The organism is Corticicoccus populi (assembly GCF_042686195.1).
In the GTDB taxonomy this organism is placed as follows: domain Bacteria; phylum Bacillota; class Bacilli; order Staphylococcales; family Salinicoccaceae; genus Corticicoccus; species Corticicoccus populi.
In genome coordinates, this window is record NZ_JBHUOQ010000005.1 from 94,906 (window position 1) to 109,346 (window position 14,441).

A 14,441-nucleotide genomic window follows, 5' to 3' on the forward strand; every position below is an offset into this window, starting at 1 on the left:
CTACACCTCTGTTCTTTTATGATCTATTACATTAATCTCTGACATTAACGCTTTGACATCTGAAAAATCAGTGAGACCTGACCTGAATGCTGTAGATGAACCCGCTGCGACCGCTTCTTTCAAAGCAGCTTTCTCATCACCGGTCCGCTTAAACACTGCATAATATGTTGCGAGTAAAGTATCTCCTGAGCAGGCTGTATTGACGACTGTCCCTTCCGGCGCATCTGCTTCAATCACTATATTTTCATTAATCAGCCATGCACCGCTGCCGCCGTTTGAAATAATAATATTTTCGACACCCTCATCTATCAGCGATTCAGCCGCTTCAACCATTTCACCTTCACCGGTTTTTCTGCCTTCCAAGAAAATCTCCCGGAACTCATCGATATTCGGTTTAATCAAATACGGCCGATACTTCACCAGGTCTTTTAAAACCGGATCGCTGATATCCCATATCAGTTTAAATCCCTGTGCTTTCGATAATTGGGCAATCTGAATTAATATCGAATGGTCCACTCCGCGCGGCAGACTGCCGCTGACAAACAGGACATCTTCATCAGTGAGTGTTTGGAGCGTGCTGATTAACATATCCTGTGCATCTCCATCAATCACCGGACCCTGATTTACAATTTTAAATTCTCCATTTTCAGACTGAACAAATGTATTAATACGTGTAATACCGTCCACCTCGACAAACGCATTATTCACACCGATTTTATCAAGTTCATTCTTTATAAAATCACCCGAGAAACCGCCTAAAAATCCGAGTGCCGTGGATTCAATGTTCAACTGCTTTAAAATCAGGGATACATTCACACCCTTGCCGTTCGGCTGGTATTCTTCGTATTTACTTCTATTCACTTCATCTGCGACAAATGTATCCATTTCAACAAAAAGATCAATCGCAGGATTCATCGTACACGTATATATCATGATTATTCACCTCATATCCTCTATACTTATATTATGAGTCAGAGAACTATGAAAATGTTTTCAATAATCTATAGAATTACCTTAAAAACATGAAAAACTTTTACAATATCAGGAGGAATATATGAACTTTAATCAAAGAGTACTCCAAAAACATGATTATCTAAGCGACAGCGAAAAATTTTTAGTGGATTTTATTGAGAAGAATATACGCAGTATAAACAGTCTTTCCATTGTAAAACTGAGTGAACAGTCCAATGTTTCAACATCTACAATTGTCAGATGCATGAAAAAGCTGGGGTACAAAGGATTCACGGATTTTAAATTTAAAATTACTTTAGAGAATTCCGATGCAGGAAAAGATGACATATTAAATTTTAAAAATATTGATAAACAGATAGAGACCGCAATATTAAAGAATAAGGAGGAAGTAGAAAATACACTGAGTTTCATCAGTCCGGTGATTATTGAGGATGCGCTTGAAGCGATTAACTACAGCAGGAAAATTACTATTTTTGCACGGGGCTTCTCAGAAATGATTGCAGAAGAGATGACAACAAAATTACAGCTGTTGGATAAACACTGTGAAATGCACAGTGACCCGAATATTATTCGTTTGAAATCTAATTATTTTGGAAAAGATGACCTGGTGATTTTTATATCTCTCAGTGGCAACACCGGAGAACTTGTCGAGTCAGCAGAAATATGCCACAGACACAATATTAAAACAATACTGTTGACTACAAACAAAAACGGGCATCTGTATTCTCTGACAGATATTATTCTTCTCGGCTATAAATCAGAGCAGAGCTATTTTCCGGAATATGAAGTACGCTCACGTCTGCCGCTTCAAGTATTGAGCAGAATACTCCTTGATTCATATGTAATACGTTATAAAAAGAATCAGCATATTTAATTCGCCATTAAAAAACGGGACTGAAAACAGCCCCGTTTTTACACTTCTTATAATGATATTATTTGATTACTATTCAATATATCCTTTTCCTCTTTCATAATACTCGTTCATCAAATCATCAGGTACCATACTTCCGCCTGTTCCCCATGAAATATGTGCTGCACCTTTTAATTTTTCAAACGTAATGTCATTACTTTCTAAATACCGCTTCCCTGCTTTCGAATTGAACAAGGCAGAAGGACCTTTAAGTGCTGCCAAAGCAGATGGTTCCATATACACACCTTCGGTGTCTGCTAATTGTGCCAATAGTTTAAACATATTTTCATCTGTGACTGTGTATGATCCGCTGATCATATTCTCCATGACTTTACCGACAAATCTTGACGGTCTGCCGACAGCAAGGCCGTCTGCCTCTGTCTTATTATCAATTCCGAAATCCTGCACTGATACTCCATCATGCAGTCCTGTTAACAGTCCTGTAAGCATGCATGGGGAGTGTGTCGGTTCTGCAAAAAAGCAGTGTACATTATCACCAAACGCCATTTTGAGACCAAATGCCACACCACCCGGGCCACCGCCGACTCCGCAGGGCAGATAAACAAACAGCGGATGACTGCTGTCTACTTTCACTTTCATATCTTTAAGCTGCTGTTTCAGTCTTGATGCTGCCACTGCATAACCAAGAAACAGATTTTTGGAATTTTCATCATCAATGAAATACGTATACTCATCATCGAGTGCTGCCTCCCTGCCGCCGGAAACCGCTTCACTGTAATCACTCTCATGCTGAACGACTTTTACGCCTTTTTCTTTAAGAAGGTCTTTCTTCCATGCTTTCGCATCTTCAGACATATGTACAGTAACGTTAAATCCAAGTTCAGAACTGATAATCCCAATACTCAAGCCGAGATTTCCTGTTGATCCGACAACAATTGTATATTGTGAAAACAACTGCTTAAATCTTTCATCCTGAAGCTTTGCATAATCATCATCCAAGGATAAAAGTCCTTCATTTACAGCAATTTCTTCGGCAATATAAAACACTTCATATATACCGCCGCGTGCCTTGATTGATCCTGAAACAGGGAGTAAGTTGTCTTCTTTTAAAAGCAGTCTGCCCTGCACCGGATGTTTAAATGATTGATTGAGACGTTTTTTCATGTCTTTAATCTCCACTAAAGGAGATTCAATGATTCCGTTATTCTCCTGTGTTTCTGGAAATACCTTCATGACATAAGGTGAAAAACGTTCGAGTCTTCTCTCTGCGTCAGCAATTTCAGCTTTACCGAAATATAGATTCCTGAGGGCCTCTTCCATCGGTTTAATATTTGGATTAATCCAAAATACTTCCTGCAGAAGTGAAATATCATTTAACAGAGGGTATTTCACTTTCAATTCTTTAATTTCAAAGTTGTTACTTGACGGTTCCATTATTACGCTTCCTTTCCTGACTTTTTTCTCTTTCTGTAACTATCCTGTAATGATGCATTTCATGTATTTTCAATAACATGATGGTCTGAATCACATTCGGATATCCAGGTACGGGGTCAGGATACCGGATCCAGAGTCTGTCATCATTATCTAAACGCCTGATAATATTAAGTATTTTTTCTGTTTCCGATTCGAGCATCAGACGCAGCTCGCCTTTTGAGTATTCTCTTTTCATCGAAGGATTAAGTATTCGTGGTGCGTTCATCGTTTGCCCCGCATAAATATTATCCATGGTATCATGAATTGCTTTAACCTTAAACCCGCCAATCCTCCTAATCATTTTCGAAACCGGCAGATAGATTTCAGAGACGATCCGCGTTAATTTTAACAGAAGATAACAGTGGTACACCACTTCACCAACACTCCACTTATCCGCTTCTGCTCTTTTATAAATATCTCCGTTGAATATTTCAGAGCTGAAGTATTGATTCCTTACCGCATCCAGCTCTTTGAACATCTCATCAATATCTTTATTCACATCATCATCTCCTCTAAGGCATTACAGTCACGGCTGTTCACTGCGGGAATTTCTAATTTCCTGAACTTTCGGCGTAACCACCTGTATCAACGATATAATAAATAAAATAATTCCTGCTGAAAAAAGTACAGAACCTGTTAATTCCGGCAGCTGTGATATATTCCCGGATACAATATTCGAAAGTGTCCCTCTGACAATGTCAAACAGATGACCTGTCTCCAACGTTCTGAATACGTACGTATTTACAGCCTGTCCTGTCAGAAAACAACTGAGGCCTAAGAAAAACAGTACTGGTGCCAGCCGATTCACTTTCCGTAAATAGTGATTATTTGATGAAACATGAAACCGTCTGACTGCCAGTACAGGCAGCACAATAATAAAGAAACAAATCACTGCCGTAACTGCCTGGGCAAAAAAGCTGACCAGGCCGGTTAACAAGAAATGTGACAGCAGTGTTTCCTGCCACCAATAGTGGTTCAATGTATCTGTCACTGCTGCACGCGGCCCCGGAAACAGCCAGGTCCCAAGAATAACCATTAAGTTTAGTGTAATCAAAGGCAGTGCAATTAAAAACCCGCCGAAAAATATACGCTGTATAATATGCGGAAAATTAAGATCCTTATCCCACATGATGGACGCAGTATAACATAAAGATAAAAAAGCAGGTATCAGTATCGGCAGAGCTCCCAGTATACGACTGCCCGCAGTATCATAAAAGCTGTCTATAACACCCGCAATCGACAATAGAATTAAAGGAATCATAAAATATAAAAACTTTGTTCTGTATATCTTCTCAAGCTCTTCCTTAAAAAATGTTTGGTGTGTATTCTCATACAATAGAAATCCCGCCTGACTATATTGATTTCTTTCATACATACCCTCTTTTAATATATATTAGCCGTAATTTATTCCATTAAAAAAACGGACCCTCAGTCCGTCTCTTTAATTACACTTGTTTTACTGCCTCATCAATATATGTACTGCCTGACAGCACATCAAATGATTTGCCGATTGTGTTTGTGTTATTGAGAGCTGACACAATGACTGATGCAACATCTTCTCTTGGAATCGTGTCATGTTCCAGGTTTTCGGATATTGTTACCTGCCCTGTCCCCGCATCATTCAAGAGTCTGCCCGGACGGACGATTGTGTAGTCCAGCTCGAGCCCGCTCTTTTCAAGCCAGTCATCTGCATAAAATTTAGCAGCCCTGTAATACCCTTTACTTTTTAATGCATCAGGATCTTTGTGCCATTTATGTGCGCCCAGTGCACTCACCATAATATAACGTTTGACATCTTTTTTCTTCGCAGCTTCCATTGACTTAATTGCCCCGTCAAGATCAATCAGCATTGTTTTATCTGCACCTGTGTGTCCGCCGGAACCTGCTGCAAAAACAACAGCATCCACTCCTTGAAACACTTCAGCAAGTGTTTCAATGGAATCTTCCAAATCAGCTTTTACTGATTCAACACCCTCTGATTCGAATGTCTCCTTTTGACTGTCTTCTCTGACCATTGCGATTGGTGTATGTTGATTGGAATCGCTCAATTTCTTAACCAGATGACTTCCAATCTGACCGTTTGCACCTATGACCAATACTTTCATTTCCCATACCTCCATAATGTCTTCGATAACTTCAATTGGAAATAAATCATTCTTATTTCTAACCGCTTCCAATGAATTTAAATACTATGCTATCATTCATGGTAATGTTTCTCATGGATTATGCCTGCACACTACTCATACTCTGATTAATAAATTTAAAATGATAAAGGAGCTCTGACTATGATTTCATACATAAATGAAAGTCTTAAAGTAATAAATAAAAAGGAGATGGCCTGGCAAAAAGAAAACATACCGCCTTTAAAGGCTGATGAGATACTGATAAAAACCACCGCCACTGCTGTAAGTACTGCTTCGGAACTCGCTGTTTACAACAATCATAATACATCAATACCTGTTCAATCCGGCTATGAGAGTGTTGGAATCATTGTAGATGTTGGAACTGATATCAGCTTATTTAAGATTGGCGACCGTGTACTTTCATTCTATGGACACCAGACATTTTCAGTTTTAAATGAAAATCAAATCATTAAAATTCCGGATGATATTTCAACTAAAACTGCCCTCCTTGCCATTCTTTCCTGCGATTCAGCAAAAGGTGCCGTAAAAATAAATCCTCAAACAGATGACCATGTGATCATTACCGGAGCTGGAACGATGGGACTGCTTACTTTATTCTATTTAAAAAATAAATATCACATAAAAAGAGTGGATATAATTGATCCGGATGTAAAAAGACTAACCGCTGCAGAATTATTAGATGCTGATGAAGTTTATACATACAGCCCCAATGGATTGGAAAACACATATGATACAGGATTTGAGTGCTCTGATAATGATTCAGCTTTTAGACATCTTCAAAAATTAGTAAAACCTAACGCTGCAATCTGTGTCTTATCAGACGGAAACAATGGTTCATTCAACTTATCTCAAGACTTCTTTGATAAGGAGCTGAGCATCGTAAAATCAAATGACGGATATAATTATCATGCCCATGCCGATTGGTTATTTTCAATTGAACAAAATAAATTAAAACAACTTAATAATATTTTTGATATGGAAGTACATCAAACAGATTTAATCACTCTGTTTGAGCATCTCGACAATCAGACCGTACAGCCGATTAAAGTTCTTGTTCACTATTCGGAATAAATGATAAAAATTATCTTAATGAATAATATTCTAAAAAACCAATGAATGTTTAACTATAGAAATATATGGTAAAAGTATATTGTGGTGATTTTAATGAAAGTAATGATTAGAAGGGACAGCAGATTCCCCTCTCCTCAGAAGAAGATGAATATACAAATCGATAATAAAAAGATCTCAGAAATTGAAAACCATCAGGTGCTGGAAATGAGTTCGGTGAAGGAAAAGGCTGCAGTCAGCGCTTCACACTTTGCATCAAACAGTAATAAAATCTCTGTTTCAGACGGGGATGAAGTAAAGTTGACCAGCCGGAAAATAAATAAATTAATCTACTTCTTATCTATTTTTATGCTCATTGTCACGCCTGTATTATTTGGTGTTTCACAACTGAATCAAGCCTTGTTATATGATGTCGTTCCTTTCAACACTTATATTTCAGCTGTAGCAGTATTTTTGATTACATTATCACTTTCAGGTATCCATATGTACAGACTTGATATTGTCACATCCGGCCGTAACGTTTCGTAATTCTTGTTGTAACTATGATCTGCTCCAGAAAATTCAATCAGGAGGATTGATTATGACACTTAAAATTAAAAGAAGAACCCGGTGGTACAATGTTTTTTATAATATAAAAATAAAGCTCAATGGTGAAAAAGTCTCAGAGCTTGAAGACCACAAAGAAGTAGAAATTAATATGCCGGAAGACAATATGGAATTGGAAACCGATCAATTTGCGACTTTAAGTAATAAAATAAGTGTGTCTGACGGTGACCACGTACTGATTACCAGTAGAAGAATCATGACATTCGCACACTTACTGGGGCTCTCCATCCTTATGATTGCCTCCTCGATATTTCTGTACATGACGAATTATCATCGTTCATATATGTTAGGGCAGGAAAATTTCTTTATTCCCTATCTCATTTTAATTCCATTGATATTGTTTACGTTGATAGTTGGCATGAAGCCCAATAAAGTAGAAGTCGTATCAAAATCCACGTACGACAGTACTAAGTAAGGTGGAGGTAAGATGCATATTACAATTAAGAGAGAAACAGGGTTTATTGGGGCCATGATAAAAACCAAAATTCAATTGAACGGAGAAACAGCCGGAAAGATTTCACTTGGCGAAGAAAAAAAGATCAGCCTTTCTGAACCTTCAATGGAAATCAGGGCATCGCAATCAGGAATTACAAGTGATAGAAAGACCGTATCTGACGGTGACTTTATCATTTTGAAGAATAAACGAGTGAATATAATATTATGCTGGATCTCACTCTTGATGATTGGGTTATCGCCGACACTTTTCAGTTCTTTGTCCGGGCAGCCAGTCGTTTTCCCCAATGGACTGGTCTATATGCTGCCTTTTATAATTATCGGCTTTCTGTCGGCGAGGAGAATGTACAAATTTGAAATAAAACGTGAAGAAGTCCCTGAAAATAATGACTCATGATTAACTGATACTTTGAGATAAGGAGAATAGATATGCCGGTAAAAATTAAAAGAATACCCGATTCATCCTTAAACGGAATCGCCTCAAATATAAAAGTAAAGCTGAACGGTGAAAAGATCGGTGCACTTTCGTATGAAGAAGAAATGGATGTTGACCTGCCTGAACGTGAAGCAGAACTCAGTGTCAGTCAATTTCTTATAATCAGTAATAAAGTCACTGTCTCGGACGGTGATCATGTACAAATCAGCTTCAGGAAGTTTAATATGATTATCGGGCCTGTCCTCATGGTAATGATGATACTGATACCACTCTTATTTTCAATTGAGGGAGTGACGCGTCTATTGATTATGCTGCCTTTTCTTCTAGCAGTGTTTTTTGTAGGAATTTGTATGCTGAAGCTGGAAGTTTCAGCTAAAGATACACAGGAATTTTCCGGATAGAATTTTGAACTCTAAACATTTTACGTGGTAATAATACATGAAAGATTTAATAATCAGAATCGGTCTAACTATAGGTTTAACAGCAATAATAACGGGCTCATTTTTATATGATTACGCATTTATGAATGGCTACCTGCAGTATGGTCCAATGATAACTTTTATCGTGGTTGTTATTATTATGGCTGGATACGAACATTTTTTTCAGAAAGATGACAAAGATTCCGAGGATGAAACAACTGAAGAGCCGCCTGCAGACTTTGGTTATGTCGTAAAAACATCTCTTTTCCTGATTTATGTTATTCTCCTCGCTTCAATATTGAAGCTCATATTCGGTCCTCCTGTAAGTTCAGTCTATGATACCGGAAGTATGGACTTCTGGATACCTTTCATTATATTAAGTATAATGATGTCTTACAGAGTATGGCGCAGCGGTCAGTCTGATGATTCCGGATCACAATAAAAATGAGCAGTCCTCAAAAGGCTGCTCATTTTATATCACGCTGTTTTATCTGTTAATCTTATCTTCAAGACTGGATAAAATTTTTGCCGGATTACCGCCGACTATGGTATTTTCAGGCACATCTTTTGTCACCACTGCCCCTGCAGCAACGACGGAATTTTCTCCGATTGTCACTCCCGGCAGAATGGTTGCATTTGAACCAATCCAGGAATTCCTTTCGAGGGTCACAGGCTTTAAATACATCGTGCCCCTGTTATCCGGTGCAAAATCATGATTGATAGTTGCAATCACAACATTATGACCAATTAAACTGCCGTCACCAATCGAAATTCTGCCTTGATCCTGAAATCTGCATCCTGAGTTGATGAATACATTCTTTCCTATAGATGTATTTTTTCCGAAGTCAGAGGTGAATGGTAAGAACATCTTAAACCCTTCATCAAGTACCTGCCCGATGATTTTCGACATCTCCACTCTAACCTCTTCGTCAGTGAATACACCGTTGTTCATCGCGGCACATAACTGCCTGGTCTGCATCGAGACCTTATTCATCTCCTGATTGATTTCTGAACCGGCAGGCAGCAGTTTCTCATCGTTCATTCTTGATAACAATTCTGTAAGCTCCATACTATTAACTCCTCTCAACAACAGTAACCCTAATCACATCTCCAGGTCTTTTACCGATTGTTTCCCGTATATCTTTCCGGACACCGATAATATAACATATTGAACCGTCATGACGTTTAACACCCATATTAACAATACTGCCGTCATACGGGACTTCATCAAATGTTGCGCTGACTTTAACCCGTCCCTTTCCAAACTCTTCTTTTATATCATAAGGGAACTCAACATATGCACCATCAATATCCGGAACTTTTTGTATTTCAGCTTCATATTCAAACACTTTAGCTGTCATTTATTCGAATTCCTTACTTAAAAAATCTATACGTTCTTCAAATGAAACTTCACGGTGGATTTCATGGAGCATCCATACATAACCGTTATTATCGGAAAACATTGCGTTTGTCACACCCATTGCTTCCATATATGTCACCGGCTGAACCTCCTTTGCACCTGAAGCTATCGCTTTGTCGAACGTGTTTTGGATATCTGAAACAAGCACATTAAACCAAAATGACTGGTTATCTCCTTCTTTAGGCGCAAACAACTGATACGGCGGATTTTCATCCAGCATGTGAAAACGTGTACCGCCTGTAGAAAATACTATTTCATTATTGCCTCTTTTAAAATTCGTTTCTTCAATGACTTCAACATCAAATATTGCTCTGTACTGCTCCAAAGCTGCTTTTACATCTTTAACTACAAAATCAAATTCAACACCCTTAATCATCGCATCATCTCCAGACTTCATATTTTAATTAAAATCCACTTCAAGCAAAATCGGCGTGTGATCCTGTCTTGTACCTGAAGAAAGCATTTCGGATTTCACAACTTTATCTTTGGCACGGTCGCTGATGAGCCAGTAATCAATTCTCCAACCGGAATTATTGATCTTACTTGTCTTGGCACGCTGGTTCCACCATGAATACACACCAGTAACATCACCATTTACATGACGGAATGTATCTGTAAAACCTGCTGACAGCAGATTTGTAAATCCTTTCCTCTCTTCATCAGTGAAGCCTGCAGAACGCCGGTTTCTGTCCGGATGGGCAATATCAATCTCCTTGTGTGCAACATTAAAATCACCTGTCGCAAGCACTACTTTCTCCTGGTCCAGCGAAGCTAAATATTCTTTATATTTTTCATCCCAAATCTGTCTTTCTGAAAGACGGACGAGTTCCGATCCGGAATTCGGTGTATAAACCTGCGTCAAATAAAAATCATCGAACTCAAGTGTAATCATTCTGCCCTCAAAATCCATCGTTGCCGGACCGCCGATTTCAGGAAATGATGCTTTAGGTGTCAAATGGTTTTTATACAGAAACATTGTCCCTGCATAGCCTTTTCTTGCAGGTTCATTGGAGCTTCTCCACACAATTTCATAGTCGGGGAACTGTGCCGCGAGTATTTCTACATGTTTCTTTGTCGGACCTTTTGCAGACAGTTTTGTTTCCTGAATCGCAATGATATCAGGATTTTCCCCTGCCACAGTGTTTAATGCATCTCTTGATAATTCCGCCCTTGCAGAATCACTTGTTAATGCTGCATTCAGTGAGTCTATATTCCATGAGATTAGTTTCAATGTTATTCTCCTCATCTGTCGTTAATTTAAATACTATAGTGAATTTAAGTCTATAATATTCTTTCCCGCCTGTCACCGATTATACTTCCAGTATAAAAACAATAGTCCTTCCCTGCCGTATAATGGGTCATTCTCAGGGAGCGGCACATTTTTAATATTTTTGAGATTTTCAGGACGCTCCGCCGGTCTTCCATAACAAAAATCATATTCTTTACCCTCCGGATATGCACCGATTACAGTAAAGTCATCATCCGCATTCAGTTTCTTATGTCCGAATCCCGCCGGCAGTATCGCTACATCCCCTTTTTCAAGCTGGATTTTCTCGCCGTGTTCACCGCCGAACTGGACCTCTGCACTCCCTCCGGTGACAATCAGAACTTCATGAGAATTACTGTGATAGTGATGAAACGGTGCAATACCATTCTCCCAAATACCGAGCCAGCGGTTTTCACTCAAAATACTTTTTATATCATCTTCAGGATCCACAGCATGTTTGTATATCAACAATTCAAGCTCAGGATGATTGGGTATGGATCCGTCATCTTTACATTTCAGTGTCTTGATTTCTACATTGTCCATTTTTCTCATAGAAACACCCCCGTTCACGAAATTAATCCTTATTAAATAAAATCCCTCTATGCATTAACTGTCTGTCTTCCGGCAGTCTTGCCACCGCTTCTGCGCTGCAGCTCACATCTGTAAATACAAAGCTCGCTTCATCACCAGGTTTCGGCCACTGCTGATTCCCTTTATCATCTAATGGTGTAATCCCGCCAGTAATCAGTCCCAGGCTGTTCCGTAATACACGTTCAGTTGATTTTCCCGTATAATCACAAAAGTGATTCACCTTCTCCATAATATCTCCTGAAACAAACGGACTCCAGGAATCATAAAAACCGTCACATCCCAGACCGACAGCGACACCATTCTCTTTTAAAATATCAATCGGTATCACTTTATGATTCACAGAAATCGGTATGGTGGACATAATCGATACATCATATTGCTTTAATTTCCGTGCAAAATTCTGCTGCACGCCGGGCTGTAGTTGACTCAGACCGAATGCATGACTGAATGTCGTTTTCCCCTGATAATCTTCCGCACTCACCATGTCGAGCCATCGATCCATTGTATAGTATCCGATATGGCCTCTGTCATGAAAATGCATGTCCACATCCACACCGTATTCTTTTGCGATTTCCATCGTCATTTCAAGTGATTTCTCAACATTTCCGTCTATTCCCGCGGGATCAAGACCTCCTAAAATCCCTGCTCCGGACTGAAGTGCTTCTCTAAGAAGATCGGGCATTTCTTCATGAAGAAGCAGTCCGTGCTGAGGGAAAGCTACAATTTCATATGTTAAATACTCTTTATAAGATTCCAGAGCCCGCTTCACCCCTTCTAAATTTTTTAATTTAATAAAAGGATCGATATTTACATGCGTCCGAATATGATTGACACCATTTTTTAAATGCAGCTCAATCATTGCGGATGCTCTTTGTTCAACCGTCTCTGCGAGTGTTTCCAGTTCCGCTGCTTCAAGTTTTAATCTCTCGGATAAATTTTTCACCGGCCGGCATGCCCTAAAACCGAGTGACAAATATGTTTTATCAAGATGATTATGCATCTCTTTAAACGGCGGCAGTGCGAGTCTTCCACCCATATCCATTCCGTCTGTTTCTGTGTGCTCAAGTGACGGAACGAGTGTCTGAATTACACCATCCTCTGAAATCTCTATATTAAACAACTCTGTTTCTGTTTTAACAGTACCGTCTGAATGTCTCGATTCACCGGTTTCGAGACGCACATTTTTCAGCCAGCGGCTCATCGCAATTCCCCCTTTAAATCATACGCTTCCCTGTGAATCACACTGCCTTTAGAAATAACGGCAGTGACCGGGCACTGTCTGGCGATTAAATGCGCGGAACTCACTGCATCTGCAAGCAGCACGTCCGCAGGATCTCCGACTTTCGGCCACTTCATATTTCCGGACTCATCGAGTGCCGTAATACCGCCTGTCGCATATTTCAATGACTGACCGATGTTTAATTCATCAATATAGCTGAAACGCTGTACCAACTGATTTAACTTTCGAACCGTATTGCCGCTGCCAAACGGCGACCAGTGATCGACCAGACTGTCATGTCCGGTTGAAACACCCACTCCGTTATCAAATAAATACTTTACAGGAATCGTAACAGGACCGGCACCGATCGGTACAGATGTCGTAATATTGACGTTGTGCTGTGACATCTTTCGGGTTAATTCATCGAGCAGCTGCTCATCTAAATCAGCCAGTGCAAATGCATGGCTCAACGTTACTTCATTCTGAAAAGACCGCACTTCTATTTCTTTTAAAATCTGCTGAATATCAAATGCCCCGAGCGTATTCGGTTCATGCAGATGAAAGTCGATACCGAGATGATATTTTTCAGCCAGATTAAAAGTCGTTTGAATCACCTCACTGCTTCTTCTATCCACCGCTGCAGGGTCCACCCCGCCGACATGTGTGGCACCCATCTGTAAAGCATCTTCAAATATACTCATAAATGCTTCACCGTTACGCAGCAGTCCGTGCTGAGGGAATGCTACAATTTCGTATGTAATCTGCCCCTTGTAGCTCTCGAGAACACGCCTCACTATCTCCATATGTTTTGTTTTTATGTGTGGATCCACATTCACATGCGTCCGGATATGGGTGTGTCCGTGCCGGATATAATGTTTGATGACTTTATGCGCCCGTTCTTCCGCTGTTTTCAACTGTACCGGCAGTAACACCTCCTCTTCTTTAAAACGTGTAAATATTCCTTCTGATGCCGGTGAAGGTGCTTTCCATTCCCCGCCGAAATAAGTTTTATCGATATGCGCATGCATTTCTCTGAACGATGGAACCATCAGCTGTTCCTCTGCATCTATCGTCTCTATATCCTCAGTTATTTCAGGTGCAATCTTTTTAAATACACCGTCTTCCATTAAAACATCAAAAATCTCTGTTTCTGCCGCTGTGACAAATGATCCATCATAACGGTAACCCGTTTCCAAACGCACATTCTTTAACAAAGTTTTCAAAAAGAACCGCCCCTTAGTTTATGTCATTTACTTTAAATAGACTGCTGATTCCATTTTATCATGAAGTATGAAATATCAGTAAATACAAAAGACGCCCGCTTGGACGTCTGATATCAATTTTAGAGGTAACGGTAACTTATATCTGCCGTTTCTTTTTTAACTACATCATCACTACTGAAAGCCTCGTATACACTTAATCACTTATAATGTATAATTTGTAAATAATATTTTGCAATTAATTACGCTGATTGTGTCATATATTCTATAATTAGCAATGAA

General features: G+C 39.4%; 19 protein-coding genes. 7 read left to right on the plus strand and 12 right to left on the minus strand.

All coding sequences use genetic code 11. The features are described 5' to 3' along the window. The gene (gene pfkB / locus ACFSX4_RS13085) at positions 1 to 933 is read right to left on the minus strand and encodes a 1-phosphofructokinase (protein WP_377775629.1); all 933 of its coding nucleotides are present in this window, start codon (positions 931 to 933) and stop codon (positions 1 to 3) included. A gap of 121 nt (positions 934 to 1,054) precedes the next feature. Here pfkB and ACFSX4_RS13090 point away from each other — a divergent pair, with 121 nt between their 5' ends. Continuing rightward, complete coding sequence (locus tag ACFSX4_RS13090; RefSeq protein ID WP_377775631.1) at positions 1,055 to 1,846, plus strand: MurR/RpiR family transcriptional regulator; 792 nt, start codon at positions 1,055 to 1,057, stop codon at positions 1,844 to 1,846. A 69-nt stretch (positions 1,847 to 1,915) separates the two neighbouring features. Here the strand turns inward: ACFSX4_RS13090 and ACFSX4_RS13095 are convergent, their stop codons facing one another. From ACFSX4_RS13095 to ACFSX4_RS13110, 4 genes are all read right to left on the minus strand, one after another. Then, positions 1,916 to 3,277, minus strand: coding sequence for a D-serine ammonia-lyase (locus ACFSX4_RS13095; protein ID WP_377775633.1), 1,362 nt, complete (start codon positions 3,275 to 3,277; stop codon positions 1,916 to 1,918). Continuing rightward, complete coding sequence (locus ACFSX4_RS13100; RefSeq protein WP_377775635.1) at positions 3,261 to 3,815, minus strand: DinB family protein; 555 nt, start codon at positions 3,813 to 3,815, stop codon at positions 3,261 to 3,263. Before ACFSX4_RS13100 ends, ACFSX4_RS13095 begins: the two co-directional genes overlap by 17 nt. A gap of 27 nt (positions 3,816 to 3,842) precedes the next feature. Further along, positions 3,843 to 4,652, minus strand: a complete 810-nt coding sequence (locus tag ACFSX4_RS13105) for a hypothetical protein (RefSeq protein ID WP_377775637.1) — start codon at positions 4,650 to 4,652, stop codon at positions 3,843 to 3,845. 109 nt (positions 4,653 to 4,761) lie between these two features. Then, the gene (locus ACFSX4_RS13110; protein WP_377775639.1) at positions 4,762 to 5,421 is read right to left on the minus strand and encodes an SDR family oxidoreductase; all 660 of its coding nucleotides are present in this window, start codon (positions 5,419 to 5,421) and stop codon (positions 4,762 to 4,764) included. A gap of 180 nt (positions 5,422 to 5,601) precedes the next feature. On the opposite strand from ACFSX4_RS13110, the gene ACFSX4_RS13115 reads away from it, so the two are divergent. From ACFSX4_RS13115 to ACFSX4_RS13140, 6 genes are all read left to right on the plus strand, one after another. Then, positions 5,602 to 6,531 (plus strand): zinc-dependent alcohol dehydrogenase, encoded by a 930-nt coding sequence (locus ACFSX4_RS13115; protein ID WP_377775641.1) that lies wholly within the window; start codon positions 5,602 to 5,604, stop codon positions 6,529 to 6,531. A 93-nt stretch (positions 6,532 to 6,624) separates the two neighbouring features. After that, on the plus strand, positions 6,625 to 7,056 hold the full coding sequence (locus ACFSX4_RS13120; RefSeq protein ID WP_377775643.1) for a hypothetical protein: 432 nt from the start codon (positions 6,625 to 6,627) through the stop codon (positions 7,054 to 7,056). Positions 7,057 to 7,108: 52 nt separating this feature from the next. Further along, entirely contained in the window at positions 7,109 to 7,549 is a 441-nt protein-coding gene (locus tag ACFSX4_RS13125) for a hypothetical protein (protein WP_377775645.1), read from the plus strand. 12 nt (positions 7,550 to 7,561) lie between these two features. Further along, on the plus strand, positions 7,562 to 7,984 hold the full coding sequence (locus tag ACFSX4_RS13130) for a hypothetical protein (protein ID WP_377775647.1): 423 nt from the start codon (positions 7,562 to 7,564) through the stop codon (positions 7,982 to 7,984). A 32-nt stretch (positions 7,985 to 8,016) separates the two neighbouring features. Next, a complete protein-coding gene (locus ACFSX4_RS13135; protein ID WP_377775649.1) occupies positions 8,017 to 8,424 on the plus strand; it encodes a hypothetical protein in 408 nt (135 codons plus the stop codon). 37 nt (positions 8,425 to 8,461) lie between these two features. After that, the gene (locus tag ACFSX4_RS13140; RefSeq protein ID WP_377775651.1) at positions 8,462 to 8,884 is read left to right on the plus strand and encodes a hypothetical protein; all 423 of its coding nucleotides are present in this window, start codon (positions 8,462 to 8,464) and stop codon (positions 8,882 to 8,884) included. Between the two features lie 45 nt (positions 8,885 to 8,929). Here the strand turns inward: ACFSX4_RS13140 and ACFSX4_RS13145 are convergent, their stop codons facing one another. From ACFSX4_RS13145 to ACFSX4_RS13175, 7 genes are all read right to left on the minus strand, one after another. Beyond that, a complete protein-coding gene (locus ACFSX4_RS13145) occupies positions 8,930 to 9,511 on the minus strand; it encodes a sugar O-acetyltransferase (protein ID WP_377775653.1) in 582 nt (193 codons plus the stop codon). Between the two features lie 4 nt (positions 9,512 to 9,515). Then, on the minus strand, positions 9,516 to 9,803 hold the full coding sequence (locus ACFSX4_RS13150; protein WP_377775655.1) for a DUF1905 domain-containing protein: 288 nt from the start codon (positions 9,801 to 9,803) through the stop codon (positions 9,516 to 9,518). Further along, positions 9,804 to 10,259, minus strand: coding sequence for a VOC family protein (locus ACFSX4_RS13155; protein WP_377775657.1), 456 nt, complete (start codon positions 10,257 to 10,259; stop codon positions 9,804 to 9,806). 3 nt (positions 10,260 to 10,262) lie between these two features. Next, on the minus strand, positions 10,263 to 11,093 hold the full coding sequence (locus ACFSX4_RS13160) for an exodeoxyribonuclease III (RefSeq protein WP_377775659.1): 831 nt from the start codon (positions 11,091 to 11,093) through the stop codon (positions 10,263 to 10,265). A gap of 72 nt (positions 11,094 to 11,165) precedes the next feature. Continuing rightward, positions 11,166 to 11,681, minus strand: coding sequence for a cupin domain-containing protein (locus ACFSX4_RS13165; protein ID WP_377775662.1), 516 nt, complete (start codon positions 11,679 to 11,681; stop codon positions 11,166 to 11,168). Positions 11,682 to 11,703: 22 nt separating this feature from the next. Continuing rightward, positions 11,704 to 12,921 carry an amidohydrolase gene (locus ACFSX4_RS13170; RefSeq protein WP_377775664.1) on the minus strand — a complete coding sequence of 406 codons (1,218 nt, stop codon included), beginning with the start codon at positions 12,919 to 12,921 and terminating at the stop codon, positions 11,704 to 11,706. Further along, positions 12,918 to 14,162 (minus strand): amidohydrolase, encoded by a 1,245-nt coding sequence (locus tag ACFSX4_RS13175; RefSeq protein WP_377775666.1) that lies wholly within the window; start codon positions 14,160 to 14,162, stop codon positions 12,918 to 12,920. The genes ACFSX4_RS13170 and ACFSX4_RS13175 overlap by 4 nt, the downstream gene beginning before the upstream one ends. Between the last annotated feature and the right edge of the window lie 279 nt (positions 14,163 to 14,441).

Excerpts from the sequence above, each read along its gene's own strand:
- ACFSX4_RS13125 (WP_377775645.1), top strand. The coding sequence starts at position 7,109 with ATGACACTTAAAATTAAAAGAAGAACCCGGTGGTACAATGTTTTTTAT.
- ACFSX4_RS13095 (WP_377775633.1), bottom strand. The coding sequence starts at position 3,277 with ATGGAACCGTCAAGTAACAACTTTGAAATTAAAGAATTGAAAGTGAAA.
- ACFSX4_RS13140 (WP_377775651.1), top strand. The coding sequence starts at position 8,462 with ATGAAAGATTTAATAATCAGAATCGGTCTAACTATAGGTTTAACAGCA.
- ACFSX4_RS13150 (WP_377775655.1), bottom strand. The coding sequence starts at position 9,803 with ATGACAGCTAAAGTGTTTGAATATGAAGCTGAAATACAAAAAGTTCCG.
- ACFSX4_RS13135 (WP_377775649.1), top strand. The coding sequence starts at position 8,017 with ATGCCGGTAAAAATTAAAAGAATACCCGATTCATCCTTAAACGGAATC.
- ACFSX4_RS13145 (WP_377775653.1), bottom strand. The coding sequence starts at position 9,511 with ATGGAGCTTACAGAATTGTTATCAAGAATGAACGATGAGAAACTGCTG.
- ACFSX4_RS13110 (WP_377775639.1), bottom strand. The coding sequence starts at position 5,421 with ATGAAAGTATTGGTCATAGGTGCAAACGGTCAGATTGGAAGTCATCTG.
- ACFSX4_RS13120 (WP_377775643.1), top strand. The coding sequence starts at position 6,625 with ATGAAAGTAATGATTAGAAGGGACAGCAGATTCCCCTCTCCTCAGAAG.
- ACFSX4_RS13165 (WP_377775662.1), bottom strand. The coding sequence starts at position 11,681 with ATGAGAAAAATGGACAATGTAGAAATCAAGACACTGAAATGTAAAGAT.
- ACFSX4_RS13130 (WP_377775647.1), top strand. The coding sequence starts at position 7,562 with ATGCATATTACAATTAAGAGAGAAACAGGGTTTATTGGGGCCATGATA.
- ACFSX4_RS13155 (WP_377775657.1), bottom strand. The coding sequence starts at position 10,259 with ATGAAGTCTGGAGATGATGCGATGATTAAGGGTGTTGAATTTGATTTT.
- ACFSX4_RS13170 (WP_377775664.1), bottom strand. The coding sequence starts at position 12,921 with ATGAGCCGCTGGCTGAAAAATGTGCGTCTCGAAACCGGTGAATCGAGA.
- ACFSX4_RS13115 (WP_377775641.1), top strand. The coding sequence starts at position 5,602 with ATGATTTCATACATAAATGAAAGTCTTAAAGTAATAAATAAAAAGGAG.
- ACFSX4_RS13090 (WP_377775631.1), top strand. The coding sequence starts at position 1,055 with ATGAACTTTAATCAAAGAGTACTCCAAAAACATGATTATCTAAGCGAC.
- pfkB (WP_377775629.1), bottom strand. The coding sequence starts at position 933 with ATGATATATACGTGTACGATGAATCCTGCGATTGATCTTTTTGTTGAA.